A 15,035-nucleotide genomic window follows, 5' to 3' on the forward strand; every position below is an offset into this window, starting at 1 on the left:
CATCTTCAATTCACTTTAGTTTATTTCATTAATATGCTTACCTTTAAGTAAGCCTTCCACCGTGCTATTTAATCTTTCGGCAAGAAAATGCTCTGTTATACTCTCAAAATTCTTGCTACATTCTATAATGTAATCACGATCATTTGAGTCTATTGCTTCTTTTAGAGCTTTAATTGCCATATCAATTTTTTCCATTTCATTTTTTGCAAGAAGATTTGGCATCTCTCTAATAGCATTTTCTATATTATAAAGCAAAGATTTTGTGTTAATAATTGTTTCTTGTAACAATTTCTTATTATGATCACTAGCCGCATTTTGATAAGCATTTTCTAAAATCTCGGTAATCTCACTTTCATTTAAACCATAACTTGGTTTTATTTCAATGTTATGTGAGATATTACTATTTTTTTCTAGAGCTGACACTGACAAAATGCCATCTGCATCAATAGAAAATGTTACTTCTATCCTAACTCCCCCTGCTTTCATTAGTGGCAATTTTAGTTCAAATTTTGCAAGTGACCGACAATCCTCTACCATTTCTCTCTCCCCCTGTACCACATGTAGCTTCATAGAAGTTTGGTTATCCACATAATTGGTAAACTCCTTAGTAACCGATATCGGTATAGGGCTATTACGCAGAATAATTTTTTCAGTAATTCCTCCATTTAGTTCAATACCAAGTGACAAAGGCACTACATCGATTAATAAGGAATTAATATTTGCAGAAGTTAGGTTCTCTGCTTGCAGAGCCGCACCCCATACTACCGCCTTATCTGGGTTAATATCTGAAAAAATAATAGTATTAAATGTTTGCCTTAAACTCTTACTAATTAACGGTATACGAGTTGAACCACCAACCAGGATAATACCTGAAATATCAGGGGTCTTTGCCTGTTCTAGCGTATCTTTAGTAATAGCTATGGTACGTTCTACTAATGGTGTTATTAACCTCTCAAAATTTTCTATATCTAACTCCAACATCTTTTCTTCATATATATAGCTAACCCGATTAGCATTTATCCGTAACAAACTGGTGTCATTGCGAGGAGGGGCGAAGCCCAAACGAGGCAATCCATTTTTGGTTACTTTTATGGATTGCTTCGTCGCTACTAAAGTATCTCCTCGCAATGACGTTTGTAAATTGGGAGCAATACTAGTCGGATTATCTATAATACTACATTTATTTTGTACACTAAGTGTTTCTTTAACTTTTTTTGCTAATTTTATTAATTCGTTAGATGCTACTAATTTATATTTATCACAAAAATACTTCATCACTAAGTGATCAATATCATCACCGCCTAAAATATTATCTCCGCCAGTGGCAATAACCTGAAGTACGCCGGTTTGCATATTGAGAATTGATACATCAAAAGTTCCTCCCCCTAAATCATATACTAAATAACACCCTCTGCTTTCTTTATTGAAACCATACGCATAGGCTGCTGCTGTTGGTTCTGCAATTAACCGTAATACCTCAAATCCAGCAATTTTTGCTGCCAGCATTACTTCTCCTCTAGCAGCATCGTTAAAATGTGCCGGTACAGTTATTACCGCTTTTTTGACTTCTGAGTTTAATCTTTCAGTAGCTTGTTGCCTTAAATAGAGAAAGATTTGGGCGGCAATTTCCGGAACAGTCATCAATTTTCCAGCAAATTGCAGCCGTAATATTTCACTATCTAGGTCAATATAATCTTTCACTAAAGCAAAAAGTGTCGGGTTATTTTGTATATCGGATAGTTTCTTACCGAAGAGCCTTTTTATAGAGCGAAGATTATCGATTATATCATGATTACCCACAATAAAGCTTTCACCATGGAAGGCTATCACTGATGGGATAAGTTCTAAATCTTGATCATTTGTGATAATTTGTACCACTTGTTGATTTGACAAAGCAATTAATGAGTTTGTTGTACCGAAATCAATGCCAACGGCTATGTTCTTATCATTTTCTTTATGCTGGGAAGAGCCAGCCTCACTAATTTCTATTATTTGCATAACTTGATTTTTAGCTGAATATTATTAATTAAGTTTTTAAGATATTTAAATCTTATAGTACTATCAACGGCATCTTGCATATTTTGATTTTGGAATGCAGTAGTTAGAGATTTAGTAAGTTGTTGCTTTTCAAGAATTTTGTTATTTAGCATATGTTCTAACTTTGTTAAGTCTTCAGTAGTCTCAACAAGCTCTAATTCACTCCACACAACATTTAATTGTTCCTTTGAAATACCTTGCCTAACCGTTAGGTCATCCAAAACTATATTGTTTAACAAGAGAAGATACTCAGCTCGTGCTAAATCGTCTTTAAGCATTGCATAAGCCTTATTTAGCTCAATAGAGATAGCCAAATTTTTTTGCTTTTCGGTGTTAGAGTTAGTTCTATCCGGATGATATTTTAACTGCATAGCGAAATATTGACGATCTAAGATAGGCAAGTCAATATCATATTTTTTTTCTATGTCTAATAACTCAAAATAATTGTGCATAATCATTAGACCTTACATAACCTAATCTAATCTAATCTAATTGGTAATTTTGTTGTCAAAACTCGTCTCCGTTCCTCACGTACATCTGAGTACGCTACGGTACTCGACTTCGTTTTTCCTAAAAATTCCTCAATTATCTTTAGGTTATGCAAGATATCTATTGTTTAGTGGATTAATTGTCAAACCACGTGATTACATTATACACTAGAAAATACTGAAATGTTAGAGAAAAAACAGTAGAAGTGCTTAGCACGACAAAGCAACATCGTTGCGAGGAGGCACTTCAGTGGCAACGAAGCAATCCAAGAAAGTGATCATATTTGGATTGCTTCGACCATTACATGGTCTCGCAATGACGCTTGGGAGATGTTGTAAGCCTTAAACATCATTGCGAGGAATCACCTTGCGGCAACGAAGCAATCCAGGAAAATGATTAGAAATGGATTGCCACAACCACTACGTGGTCTCGCTAATAGACGCCGGTTTACCACAACTAAATGCTAGTCAGATTAGATATATAAACTCAATATTTTTTAGCTTCACAATTAATTTTATTATTTTGTTTAAAATGTTCAAAAAAATCTGGAAAAAGCTCTCTAATATCTCTCGTATATAACGAAATAGTAGCATCACGAACAGGACATACTGAATAAATAGTTATCCCATTTGCTATAGAAAAACCAATTTCCATAACTGATGATAATCCTAGATATCCATTAACATTTACAACAATATGAGCAGCAGATTGTCTAATCTGTGCAAAAAAAGAATCCTGTGCAAGGCGAGCAACTTTTATACGATCAGAAGCTAAAAAAACAAATTTACCATGAGGTGTTTTTTCTGTAACACCTTCTTTAGTAGATAGAACTGTGATTCCATTATCTTGCAGAAAATGTGTGACAGCCAAAATCTCTTTCATATGCTTAGAATACGAACCACCTACAATCATCGATATTGAGGCCAGGGCAACGTTAGATGTTATACACATATAAAGAAACAATGCCTTAACCAAATATATTCTTGTCATAAACTTTGTCATAAAAAACCTTTTTTATTGATTAATAATTCTCCTATTCCAAATTACCGTATGTTCACAATGCAAATTCTTTATAGAATATCATTGTTTCTTATAAATAAAACATTATTAATTGCAACAAAAATATCGTGGGAGATGTTGTAAGCTTTAAACGTCATTGCGAGAAGCCGCTTTAGCGACGACGAAGCAATCCAGGGAAGTAACCACGACCACTACGTGGTCTTGCTAATAGATGCTGGCTAAATGCTAGTCGGATATATATAATATTTTTACAATATTTTTCTAATAACGCTTAGTGTACGCTATAATTGTTGTATACTCATCATTAGAGCTTGACCTTTAGTTAAAAACTGATTATGCAAGAGATAGACAATTAATTATTATATACATGTTTCTATTAGAGTTAAAAAAAATAAATGGGACTCTTGACACTATGCATTTTATCGGCATTGGGGGAATTGGTATGAGCGGCATTGCCGAAATACTACATAATCTCGGATATAAAGTGCAAGGTTCTGATATAGCTGAAAATTATAATACCACAAGACTAGAAAATAATGGTATTAAGGTTTTCCTTGGTCATCAAGCTCAGAATATTACTGATGTTTCATATGTAGTGGTCTCGTCGGCTATTAATAAAGATAATCCTGAAATTCAGGAAGCTATACGTAAAAAAATACCAATAATTAGGCGAGCTGAAATGCTAGCTGAATTAATGAGGCTAAAATGTTCCATAGCAATTTCTGGTTCGCATGGCAAAACTACGACTACATCACTCGTTGCCTGTTTATTTGAAGCGGCTGGGCTTTGCCCAACGCTAATTAATGGTGGTATTATTAATAATATATCCACCAATGCATATCTTGGATCTGGGAATTATCTAATAGCTGAAGCTGATGAATCTGATGCAACTTTCATTCACATACCATCAACGATCGCAGTAATAACTAATATCGATCCGGAACATCTAGATTTTTATAAGGATTTTGATAGTTTAATTAAAGCTTTTAAGAGTTTTGTAACTAATTTACCATTTTATGGTTTTGCCGTGGCTTGTATTGATCACCAAATTGTTAGAAAACTAGTAAATGACATATTTGAGCGTAGAATCATAACTTATGGAATAGACTCAAATGATGCCAACATACAAGCCTTTAATTTAAACTCTGATATTGAATCATCAACTTTTGATGTGCGAATTAGTCTACCTAACGTAAATGGGGTAACAACTATCGAACACATCACCTTACCTACTCCGGGAAGGCATAATATCCTTAATGCTCTTGCGGCTATCGCGATAGCCGTAGAGCTTGATTTTGGTATTAAAATTATTAAAAATGGATTTAATAGCTTTAAAGGGATAAAACGCAGATTCACTAAAGTAGCCGAATATAATAACGCTACGATAATTGATGATTATGCTCACCATCCGGAAGAAGTAAAAGCTACACTTGCTACGGCAAGAAATATTGCTAATAAGCAAAATAGTAAAGTTATAGCAATCTTCCAACCACATAGATACTCAAGGGTTAAATATTTGTTTGATGATTTTATAACTTGCTTTTTTGATGCTGATCAGCTGTATATCACAGATATATATGCTGCCGGTGAACAGCCAATAGACGGTATAACGGGAAGAATTTTAGTAGACAAAATCAAGGATACTAAATCTCATTCGATGGTATCATTTATCGAGAATCACCAGGATATAGCTGGTCTTATTGCCAAGGAAGCTATGCCAAATGATATAATAATTATGATGGGTGCTGGGAGTATTTCTGCTTGGGCAAATAATTTGCATCAGCAATTTACCCAAGAACGTCATTGCGAGAAGGCGTAAGCCGACGAAGCAATCCAAAAATTAGAATAAATCTGTAAAGTAGATATTTTATAATTATGCAAATAGCTGGTGAATATAAAAATAATTACAATTTAAGTCATTTAACTTGGTTTAAAGTTGGTGGACCTGCGGAGATATTTTTTAAACCATTAGATTCATCAAGCTTAGCAGATTTTGTCCTACAAAACCAACAACAGAGACCAATAACTGTTTTAGGGGCTGGATCAAATATTATTATTAGAGATGGTGGTATAGAGGGGGTTGTGATAAAACTTGGTCAGAATTTTACTAATATAGAATTAATGCCAGACCACCAATTACCGGCAGGGCAATTATCGGTAGGAAGTAGTTGCCTTAATTTTAATCTTGCTAAATTTTGTCAAATACATTCAATTACTGGTTTTGAGTTTCTAAGTGGTATACCAGGTACTATAGGTGGTGGAGTGGTAATGAACGCCGGTGCCTATAACTCGGAATTTAAAGATATTATCCTAGCAATTGAAGCAATAGACTCTAGAGGTAATTTTATTACCATCCCTAACAAAGAAATAGGTTTTAAATATCGAGGTAATAATTTACCACAAGATTTGATTATAACCAAAGCTATATTTAAGACAACGATGGGGGACAGTAATACGATCCTAGAAAAAATGAATGAAATAAGTAAAAATAGACTAGCAAGCCAACCAATTAAAGAACGTACTGGTGGTAGTACATTTGCTAATCCAGAAAATCATAAAGCATGGCAACTAATCGATAAAGCCGGCATGAGGGGATACAAAATTGGTGGGGCTTCCATCTCGCAACTACATTGTAACTTTATGATAAACCATGGCAATGCCTCTGCTGGTGATTTAGAAAATCTTGGGGATCTTGTTAAAAAAAGAGTATTTGAAAATAGTGGGATTGATCTAAAATGGGAAATTAAAAGAATAGGGAAATATGCATAAATATCAAACAAGTTTTATTGCTAATTCTAAGGTTACAATATTGAGTGATAAAGGAAAAAAACATGTGGCGGTAGTAGGTGGCGGTATGTCGGCTGAACGAGAAGTTTCTTTAGTATCATCTTCGGGAGTTAACAAAGCTTTGGTAGATAGTGGATATAAAGTTACTTTTATAGATATGGGAGTAGACATTGCCTCGGTACTTTTACAGATAAAACCGGATATAGTTTATAATTGTTTACATGGTACTTATGGCGAAGATGGTTGTTTGCCTGGGTTACTCAATATCTTGCGAATTCCTTATACTCATAGTGGGGTTCTCGCTTCTTCTTTAGCATTTAGTAAAATACATGCAAAAGCATGGTTTGTTGCTAATGATATTAAGGTAGCCAAGCATATTGTCGTTAATAAATCTGATAACATTAAGGCCGATCCTATGCCAAGACCCTATGTTATAAAACCTATTGCCCAGGGATCAAGTATAGGCGTTGAAGTAATATTTGCTGAAGATGATTTTAACTTTGCTGATTATGATTTTCCTTATGGTGATCAGGTAATGATTGAAGAATATATTAAGGGACGAGAAATGCAAGTAGCCGTTTTAAACGGCGAAGCCTTAGGGGTATTGGAAATAAAACTCCTGAAACAGCGTTTTTATGATTATGATACTAAATACACTGATGGATTTGCCCAGCATTTATGTCCAGCTCCATTACCACAAAATATATATAATGAGTTACTAGAAGAGTCGGAAAGAATATATCAAACCATGAATTGTAGAGGTGTGGCTAGAGCAGAGTTTATTTTTGACGAAAGTAAGAATGAAATTTTTACTATAGAAATTAATACCCATCCTGGTATGACTCCCTTATCGATTATACCAGAAATAGCTGCTTTACAGGGAATGGATTTCCGCTCGCTAGTGGAAAGAATCTTAGAAACAGCATGTATTGACACATGAAGAGGAATAAAGCGTCTAATAAGAAGAAAAAAGCCAATATACCTTTACGACGAAAGTTGGCAATGGTGTATATTAGAGTGGTATTTTTTATTAAAATTACCCTAGTAGTTTTGTTGTCTTCATTTTTCTTTACCAACTATTTTGCTCCTGTAAGACAAGAAATTATCCAAAATATTTATGAATTCACTTCTGATATTAGCTTTAGACTTGAAAATGTTTTAATAGAAGGGCAATATAATACTAAGGAAGAAGATATATTAGCAACTTTAAATGCTGATAAGGGTACGCCTATTCTTTCTTTAGACCTAGGAACAATAAAGAGTAATTTGCAACGCAATCCTTGGATTAAAAATGTTGTAATTATTGAGAGAAGATTACCTAATACTATTTACATAAGATTAACTGAGAGAGTGCCAATTGCTATCTGGCAATTTAACGAGAAAGTTTTCCTTATTGATGAAGAAGGATATAAAATTACTACTGATATAGGTACTTTCACTAATCTTCCTCATGTTGTAGGATTGGATGCTAATATTTATACTAACAAATTAATTCAAGATTTAGCAAAATACCCTGAACTAGCTAAGAAAATTGTCTCTTCGGTACTTTATGGGAAAAGACGATGGAATTTAAATCTAGAGCAAGGTATAACTGTTAAAATGCCAGATTCTGGGTTTGATCGTGCTTTAGATTACCTTGCAGGATTGGATATGAAAAATCTATTATTTAATCAAAATTATAAAACTATAGATTTACGAGATTTGAGTAAGTTTTATATAGAAAAATATTAAGAATTATGAAAGCCAGATTGTCTAACTTTTTAACTCTTGACCTTGGTAGTAGTAAAATAGCTTGTATTGCAGCATATATTGATAAAAGAGAAGATGCAAGAATAGTAAGCCAAGTTCTGCATCACTCAAAAGGTATTAAATCAGGAGTCATATTAGATTTAAAAGATGCGGAAAATAGCATAGTCGGAGCGATTTACGCATTAGAAAAAGATTGCGGTAAAAACATAAAAAAAATAACTATATCACTAACAGGCTATGGCACTAAGTCTTATTATGCAAATAGTAAAATAAAACTTTCTAATCAGCCAATTTCACCACAAGATATCAAAAAACTTATCAAAAAAGCCTTATTGGAATTCAAAATTAAAGACCAAGAAATTATTCATTATTTCCCTATAGAATTTACTCTTGATAATAATAATGCTATTGAAGATCCAATCGGAATGTTTGGCAAAGAATTAGGGTGTGAATTACATATTATCACAGCAAATTTTAATATGCTGATGAATATTACCAATTGTTTTGCAAAATGTCATGTGGAAATAAATAATATTATATTAGCAATTTATGCGTCAGGAATTGCTTGTCTTTCAGAAGATGAAAAAAATCTTGGCTCTATCATAATCGATATGGGGGCAAGAACTACCTCTTTTGGCGTGTTTGTCTCAGGCAAGTTAATATATACAAGCTACATAGATATAGGTAGCTTTCATATTACATCTGATATAGCAAAAGTCTTCTCAGTAAGCCTGAACGTTGCAGAAAAACTTAAGATTCTCTATGGTAATGCCATGCCATCTTCTCTTGATAAAGATAATATTATTAATTTAGAAGATTTTGAAATGGAAATTCCTGACAGTGGTAGACCAGCAATTACCTCAAAATATCTTGCATGCGTCATCAGTCCAAGAGTAGAAGAAATATTATTGATGGTTCAAGCCCAGCACGATAGAGTTGTGGCAGGCAATATGATCGCCTACCGCATTGTTATTACCGGCGGAGGAGCGATGCTCCGGGGAGTAAAAGAGCTAGCAAGTAAAATTTTTGAGAAACAAGTACGAATTGGTAAACCGGAAATTTTACCAGGTTTTGCTGAAGATTATAATCCCCATATATATTCCACTGCTATAGGTATGGTAAAAACCCAATCTTTAAAAATACAAAAGAATAATTTTGATATTAATGATAATAATGATGCTAGTTGGTTTAAAAAATTTCTAATTTGGCTAAAAGAAAATATCTGATTACCAAGTGTCATTGTGAGGAGGGTGTATATGTGTCCCAAGCTTCTATCGAGGAGCCACTTTGTGGCGACGCGGCAATCCATAAAAGTGATTAGAAATGCTTTGTCGGTTACACAGAAAATAGCAAAAAAATATAGAGTACTAATCGCTAATAGACACCAGTTTACTATGGCTAAATACTAATAGAATTAGCTATATAATCATTTTACTATATATCTGCTTTTTAAAGACTTTTGTCCATAACCGTTTTATATAGGATTAGTCATAGGTTCACATGATTATTAAAGTCATTCAAGTACAACAACCAATTTACTATATTACCTACGCTGCGGGGTATAAAGGTAATTTTATTATAGAATGGGAATTGATGGATGGTGATATATCCAGTACACTAAGAATTTCAACAAGAGCTTTGGTAAGATCCTGAATCATTTTATCGGTATGGTTGGGTGTTGGAATGATTCTTAAGCGTTCTGTACCACGTGGTACTGTTGGAAAGTTGATATGCTGAACATAAATATTATAGTCATTCAACAACATATTAGAGGCTTGTTTGGCTTTAATTGGGTCACCAATAATTATTGGTATAATATGGCTATCATTCTTAAAATAATTCACTTTAGCTTGATCAAAAGATTTTTTTACCTTGGCTATTACCTTTTGATAAGTTTCCCTTTCTATATTAGAATTTTTTAAATGACGAATACTTGCAGTTGCTGCCGAAGCGATAATTGGCGGTAAAGAGGTGGTGAATATAAAACCTGGAGCCGTAAGTCTTATAGAATCGATAATCTGACTATCAGCTGCAATATAGCCGCCAATAACGCCGTAAGCCTTGCCAAGGGTTCCCTGGATAATATTAATTTTATCAGCACAACCTTGAAGATCGGCAATACCAGCACCATGCTTGCCATATAGACCCACTGTATGTACTTCGTCAATAAAAGTTAAAGCATTATATTTTTTAGCTAAATTCACTATTTTTTCTATTGGAGAAAATAATCCGTCCATAGAATAAGCGGATTCAAAAACAATAATCTTTGGTCTATTAATATCTACCTTTTTAAGTAGTTCTTCAAGATGTTGAACATCAATATGTCGATAAATATGTTTTTCAGCTTTTGAGTTACATATACCAGAAATAATAGAAGCGTGATTTAACTCATCTGAGAAAAAAACTATATTAGGCATTATTTTTGCTAGTGTTGCAAGGGTGGTATCATTGGCAACATAACCGGAAGTAAAGACTAAAGCTGATTCTTTATTATGTAAGGTTGCTAGTTCTTGTTCTAATTCTATTATACAGCTATTATTGCCGCCTATATTTCTTGTGCCACCAGAGCCAATGCCATATTTGGCTATAGCCTCTAGAGCAGCTTTGGTAACATCTGGGTGCTTACTCATTCCAAGATAATCATTAATACACCACATGACAATTTCTTTATCAACATACCAAGCGGACGGGAAATTATCTGCCTGCCTTTGAACAGGAACAAATTCACGGTATCTGCCTTCTTGTTTAATTCTAGTTATGTGATTATCAAATATATTATTATAGTTAAACATTATATTAACCTCAATTGCCAGTTGCTAGGAGACCGTCTCCTAGACAAACAAAAAATTATAGAAATTTACTATTTTCATCAAAAATATGAAAACAATTTTTCCAATATTAGTGAGCATTCACGGAAAAAGAGTTAAAGTACAAAACGTCATTGCCAAGAGGCGTAGCCGACGAAGCAATCCATTCCTGAGCATTTTTTGGATTGCCGCATCGCCGCAAAGCGGCTCCTCGCAATGACAGCACGATGGGTGCTTATTCGGCACTAATTCCAGTTAATTCACTATATCTATAAATATAACAGATTTTTTTGCTACACTAATAGTTGTTTTTATTATTTTTGCGGTATTACTTATTTTTTTCATTCCCTAACTCAGTAACTACTATTACCCATTCTTTAAAGGGCTTATTCTTATCCCAAATTAATGGATTATATTAAGCTATCAATAGACCTCTTGCAAAACTCGCTTATGCTGAGGAATTTGAAGGAGACGCGGAACCGCAGCGTACTCTAGCGTACGTGAGGATTCGAGTACCGCATCGACAATTACCAGCAGAAGTAGAGTTTTGCAGGAGGTCTAATTATGTACGTCCAAATAATCGCTCAATATCTTTGAGTTTGAGTTCAATGTAAGTTGGTCTACCATGATTACATTGACCTGAAAAAGGGGTTTTCTCCATTTGCCTTAACAATTCATTCATTTCTTCAGAAGATAATTTACGACCTGCTCTGATAGAATAATGACATGCATATGTTTCTGTAACATGTTCAATCAATTGAATCAAGGAAATATTTTCGCCAAGATCAGATAAATTATCTGCTAAGTCTTGAATAAGTTGGCTTATATTGATATCTCCTAATAGGCTTGGAGCCTCTGATACAATGATGGATCGCTCGCCAAATTTTTCTATGCTTAAACCTAATTTAGAAAGGTCTGCCTTCTTATTATATAATAAATCGGCTCTTTTGACATCTGGTAATTCTACTATCTCAGGTATCAGTAATCTCTGCTTAATTAGCCCATTACTACTTATCGTCTGTTTAATTTTTTCGTATCCCAAACGTTCATGGGCTGCATGTTGATCTACGATAACAATACTATCTGCTGTTTGTGATATTATATAAGTACCGTGCAATTGTGCTCTTGCCGCTCCGAGTAACCCATTGTTACAATCGCTATGGGTATAGTCCTCTACTACCTCTACTTTAGCATGAGGTTCAGTCTTTATTAATGGCTGTTGAATATTAGAACTATTTTGGTTGGATTTAGGGAGAGTTAAATTTTGGGCTCGATAAGTACTGCTATTATCAGATACGCTCAAATTATGTGGAGTTAAATTATCCGGGTATATTTTTTTTGAAGAGCTAGGACTTTTTTGTAATGGTATATTTGTTTTAACAGCATTATTAGTAGTTGCTGTATTTCGAAAAAGACCTAAGGCAGTTGTGGCAATATTCGTTGAAACCATATGACTTTTCGTGGCAAGGGCATCCTTGATAGAGCTTACCAGTAATCCCCGTATGGTATTTGGATCGTGAAACCTTACTTCTGTTTTGGCAGGGTGAACATTAACGTCAACCATTTGGGGATCTATTTGTAGAAACAAAACTGAAACTGGGTGTCTATCCCGAGCTAAGTAATCCTGATATGCTACTCTTAAAGCGATTTGTAGTAATTTATCCTTAACCGGTCTATTATTAACAAATAAAAACTGATCCTCAGCAGAAGCTCTATTAAAGGTAGGAATACTAGTAAAGCCATATACTGAAATTTCTGGTCTTTGTAGATTAATATGAACCGAATTTTCAATAAAATCAGAACCTACTATATCAATTATTCTTTGCTTTAGAATTTCGTCAAAATTACCATCTTGTCCTTTTGCTTTTAGAATATTTTTACCATCATGAGATAAATTAATACTGATTTTAGGATGAGCTAATGCAATTTTCTTTATTACATCTAATGAAGCTGCAAATTCGGTTTTATCAGATCTTAAGAACTTTAATCTTGCAGGAGTAGCAAAGAATAAATCTCGTATTTCAATCTTAGTACCTTCGTTGTGAATGGTAGGCTTACTTCCTTTATTACTCCCACCACTAATTTGCATCTGATATGCTCTATCAGCTCCACGTGCCTTTGAAGTAATTAGCATCTTACTTACAGATCCTATAGAAGGTAATGCCTCTCCGCGAAAGCCAAAAGTGTGAATATTTAATAAATCTAGCTCATCAAGTTTAGAAGTAGTATGACGCTCTATGGCAATATTTAGGTCATCCTCAGACATACCTATTCCATTATCAGAAATAACAATAAGATTTTTGCCTGCTTGCTCAAGCATTATATCTATCTTAGTGCTAGCTGCATCAATAGCATTCTCAACTAGTTCTTTTACCACCGAAGCTGGTCGTTCAATTACCTCTCCAGCAGCGATACGATTTATAGTGCTATCTGATAGGAGTTTTATCTTCATTACTTAATTAACACAAATTTTTTACTACAATAAGGACACATAATAGAACCTTTGGTTGAATCAATTTCCAAATAAATTCTTGGATGATCATAAGGCGACTCTCTGCCAGAACATGATATTGATGTAGAGATAGTCTCAATAATTTCTACATTTTGCATAAAATTAAAGCTATATGAGAGTTTTTAGGATGATATCATTATAAAACATAAGTTGCATTTATTCAAAATAAAAATTAGGTAGATTAATGAAAGATTAAATTAATTAGTTATTGCAGGCAGCCTCCTAGCCATTTTATTAAGTTATTGGCAAAAATTCTAAAAACTATTCTGCCAAGTATGATAATTATTATGGTGATAAGGAAACTATAAATAATATCAGCTGGGTAGTGCATAGCAAGAGTAATACGTGATATCGCCACTAAAATAACAATCAAAATGGCTATAATTTTTTGTCTGATTGTTATATATGACCAAATACAGTAGGCAACCAATAATGCTAACCCAGAATGACTGCTTGGAAAACTAGACAAACATCTTTCAAGTTCAATATTAGCAATTGTTACAAAACTATTAATAGGCAATGAGCAAAATGGTCTAGGTAGATTAACCGAAAACTTAAGTAGAGCATAAATACAACCGAATATCGTATAAATTATACCAATCATTACCATTTTATTATATATAGCCCAAAATTTGCTCTGACGATGATTAAAATCTTGAATCTTTTTTAGCTGAGTGTAAAAATATATACAATATATCAAATAAGCGATAGCAAAGTTGGTAATATTAAAACAATAAGAGATAATTTGTAGAATATAAGCTATTATGCTAAAATGGTTAGTTATGCTATTGATCCACAAGAATATTTCTTGATTAAGACCTTGGAAATTATATAAAAGTTCAAACATTTTCAATTTTAATTTTATTTGATTTAAGTAAATAATATTATGCTAGAAATAACAGTACTAGGGTGTGGATCATCGCTTGGTCTACCGATAATTAATTGTGATTGCAATACATGCACCTCGACTTCAAGTTACAATAAAAGAACTAGATCATCAATATATATGGATGATGGTAATAGTCAAATTCTTGTTGATTTTGGTTTCAACATTAAGGAGCAATTACTACGAGAAAAGATTAAAAAAGTGGACAGTGCCATATTAACCCATTATCATGCAGATCATGTTAACGGTATTGATGATCTACGTGTATTTCCATTCTTTCAGAAAAGACCTTTAGAAATTTTTACTGATAATGCTACAGCATTGAGAACTGAGAATCATCACCAACACTTATTTGCTCCGGATAGACTGATTGCAAGACCGGTAGATTTTTTTGCAAAATTTAAAATTAACACTATAGAGGTACAATTTTTTAGACAGCATCATGGTCCTATAGATAGTTTAGGTATTAGAGTGGATGATTTTGTATATTCTAGTGATGTGGCAGATTTACCGACAGAATCCAAACCATTCTTAAGAAATATCAAAGTGTGGATATTAGATTGTATGGCATACGAATCTAATGATTGCCATGCAGGATTAGATAAAATCCTACAGTGGGAATATGAATACAAACCGCAACAAATATTATTAACTAATATGAATCATTTTATTGATTATCACGAGATATCAAAAATATTGCCAAGCAATATAAAACCTCTATATGATGGTTACAAATTTATAGTTTAGT

General features: G+C 33.5%; 13 protein-coding genes. 6 read left to right on the top strand and 7 right to left on the bottom strand.

Annotated elements, in window-relative coordinates:
* Positions 1-15 precede the first annotated feature (15 nt).
* The 3 genes from ACFELW_RS06875 to ACFELW_RS06885 all read right to left on the bottom strand — a co-directional run bounded on the left by ACFELW_RS06875 (position 16) and on the right by ACFELW_RS06885 (position 3,528).
* Positions 16-1,998: an Hsp70 family protein gene (locus tag ACFELW_RS06875; RefSeq protein ID WP_375330036.1), complete on the bottom strand. Its 1,983-nt coding sequence runs from the start codon at positions 1,996-1,998 to the stop codon at positions 16-18.
* The gene (gene hscB / locus ACFELW_RS06880; protein ID WP_375330037.1) at positions 1,989-2,489 is read right to left on the bottom strand and encodes a Fe-S protein assembly co-chaperone HscB; all 501 of its coding nucleotides are present in this window, start codon (positions 2,487-2,489) and stop codon (positions 1,989-1,991) included. The genes ACFELW_RS06875 and hscB overlap by 10 nt, the downstream gene beginning before the upstream one ends.
* Before the next feature lie 523 nt (positions 2,490-3,012).
* Complete coding sequence (locus ACFELW_RS06885; protein ID WP_341759488.1) at positions 3,013-3,528, bottom strand: hypothetical protein; 516 nt, start codon at positions 3,526-3,528, stop codon at positions 3,013-3,015.
* 385 nt (positions 3,529-3,913) lie between these two features.
* Between ACFELW_RS06885 and murC the strand changes: the two genes are divergently transcribed.
* From murC to ftsA, 5 genes are read left to right on the top strand one after another with little or no spacing between them, the layout of a single operon-like run.
* Entirely contained in the window at positions 3,914-5,365 is a 1,452-nt protein-coding gene (gene murC, locus ACFELW_RS06890) for a UDP-N-acetylmuramate--L-alanine ligase (RefSeq protein WP_375330038.1), read from the top strand.
* 56 nt (positions 5,366-5,421) lie between these two features.
* Positions 5,422-6,315 carry a UDP-N-acetylmuramate dehydrogenase gene (gene murB / locus ACFELW_RS06895; RefSeq protein WP_375330039.1) on the top strand — a complete coding sequence of 298 codons (894 nt, stop codon included), beginning with the start codon at positions 5,422-5,424 and terminating at the stop codon, positions 6,313-6,315.
* Positions 6,308-7,273, top strand: coding sequence for a D-alanine--D-alanine ligase (locus ACFELW_RS06900; protein WP_341759490.1), 966 nt, complete (start codon positions 6,308-6,310; stop codon positions 7,271-7,273). The genes murB and ACFELW_RS06900 overlap by 8 nt, the downstream gene beginning before the upstream one ends.
* Complete coding sequence (locus ACFELW_RS06905; RefSeq protein WP_341749297.1) at positions 7,270-8,064, top strand: cell division protein FtsQ/DivIB; 795 nt, start codon at positions 7,270-7,272, stop codon at positions 8,062-8,064. The genes ACFELW_RS06900 and ACFELW_RS06905 overlap by 4 nt, the downstream gene beginning before the upstream one ends.
* Positions 8,065-8,069: 5 nt before the next feature.
* Positions 8,070-9,308, top strand: a complete 1,239-nt coding sequence (gene ftsA, locus ACFELW_RS06910; protein WP_375330040.1) for a cell division protein FtsA — start codon at positions 8,070-8,072, stop codon at positions 9,306-9,308.
* 321 nt (positions 9,309-9,629) lie between these two features.
* On the opposite strand, the gene hemA is transcribed toward ftsA, so the two are convergent.
* From hemA to ACFELW_RS06930, 4 genes are all read right to left on the bottom strand, one after another.
* A complete protein-coding gene (gene hemA / locus ACFELW_RS06915) occupies positions 9,630-10,874 on the bottom strand; it encodes a 5-aminolevulinate synthase (RefSeq protein WP_094649256.1) in 1,245 nt (414 codons plus the stop codon).
* Between the two features lie 577 nt (positions 10,875-11,451).
* Positions 11,452-13,341, bottom strand: coding sequence for a DNA mismatch repair endonuclease MutL (gene mutL / locus ACFELW_RS06920; protein WP_375330041.1), 1,890 nt, complete (start codon positions 13,339-13,341; stop codon positions 11,452-11,454).
* Entirely contained in the window at positions 13,341-13,499 is a 159-nt protein-coding gene (locus tag ACFELW_RS06925) for a zinc-finger domain-containing protein (RefSeq protein ID WP_094649254.1), read from the bottom strand. Before ACFELW_RS06925 ends, mutL begins: the two co-directional genes overlap by 1 nt.
* Positions 13,500-13,606: 107 nt before the next feature.
* Positions 13,607-14,248, bottom strand: coding sequence for a phosphatase PAP2 family protein (locus tag ACFELW_RS06930; RefSeq protein ID WP_375330042.1), 642 nt, complete (start codon positions 14,246-14,248; stop codon positions 13,607-13,609).
* 39 nt (positions 14,249-14,287) lie between these two features.
* Here ACFELW_RS06930 and ACFELW_RS06935 point away from each other — a divergent pair, with 39 nt between their 5' ends.
* Positions 14,288-15,034 (top strand): MBL fold metallo-hydrolase, encoded by a 747-nt coding sequence (locus ACFELW_RS06935; protein ID WP_375330043.1) that lies wholly within the window; start codon positions 14,288-14,290, stop codon positions 15,032-15,034.
* Position 15,035 lies beyond the last annotated feature (1 nt).

The organism is Candidatus Tisiphia endosymbiont of Nemotelus uliginosus, assembly GCF_964264755.1.
In the GTDB taxonomy this organism is placed as follows: domain Bacteria; phylum Pseudomonadota; class Alphaproteobacteria; order Rickettsiales; family Rickettsiaceae; genus Tisiphia.

Bases quoted from the DNA above. Each gene is read 5' to 3' on its own strand.
- ACFELW_RS06875 (WP_375330036.1), bottom strand. From the start codon at position 1,998: ATGCAAATAATAGAAATTAGTGAGGCTGGCTCTTCCCAGCATAAAGAA.
- hscB (WP_375330037.1), bottom strand. From the start codon at position 2,489: ATGCACAATTATTTTGAGTTATTAGACATAGAAAAAAAATATGATATT.
- ACFELW_RS06885 (WP_341759488.1), bottom strand. From the start codon at position 3,528: ATGACAAAGTTTATGACAAGAATATATTTGGTTAAGGCATTGTTTCTT.
- murC (WP_375330038.1), top strand. From the start codon at position 3,914: ATGTTTCTATTAGAGTTAAAAAAAATAAATGGGACTCTTGACACTATG.
- murB (WP_375330039.1), top strand. From the start codon at position 5,422: ATGCAAATAGCTGGTGAATATAAAAATAATTACAATTTAAGTCATTTA.
- ACFELW_RS06900 (WP_341759490.1), top strand. From the start codon at position 6,308: ATGCATAAATATCAAACAAGTTTTATTGCTAATTCTAAGGTTACAATA.
- ACFELW_RS06905 (WP_341749297.1), top strand. From the start codon at position 7,270: ATGAAGAGGAATAAAGCGTCTAATAAGAAGAAAAAAGCCAATATACCT.
- ftsA (WP_375330040.1), top strand. From the start codon at position 8,070: ATGAAAGCCAGATTGTCTAACTTTTTAACTCTTGACCTTGGTAGTAGT.
- hemA (WP_094649256.1), bottom strand. From the start codon at position 10,874: ATGTTTAACTATAATAATATATTTGATAATCACATAACTAGAATTAAA.
- mutL (WP_375330041.1), bottom strand. From the start codon at position 13,341: ATGAAGATAAAACTCCTATCAGATAGCACTATAAATCGTATCGCTGCT.
- ACFELW_RS06925 (WP_094649254.1), bottom strand. From the start codon at position 13,499: ATGCAAAATGTAGAAATTATTGAGACTATCTCTACATCAATATCATGT.
- ACFELW_RS06930 (WP_375330042.1), bottom strand. From the start codon at position 14,248: ATGTTTGAACTTTTATATAATTTCCAAGGTCTTAATCAAGAAATATTC.
- ACFELW_RS06935 (WP_375330043.1), top strand. From the start codon at position 14,288: ATGCTAGAAATAACAGTACTAGGGTGTGGATCATCGCTTGGTCTACCG.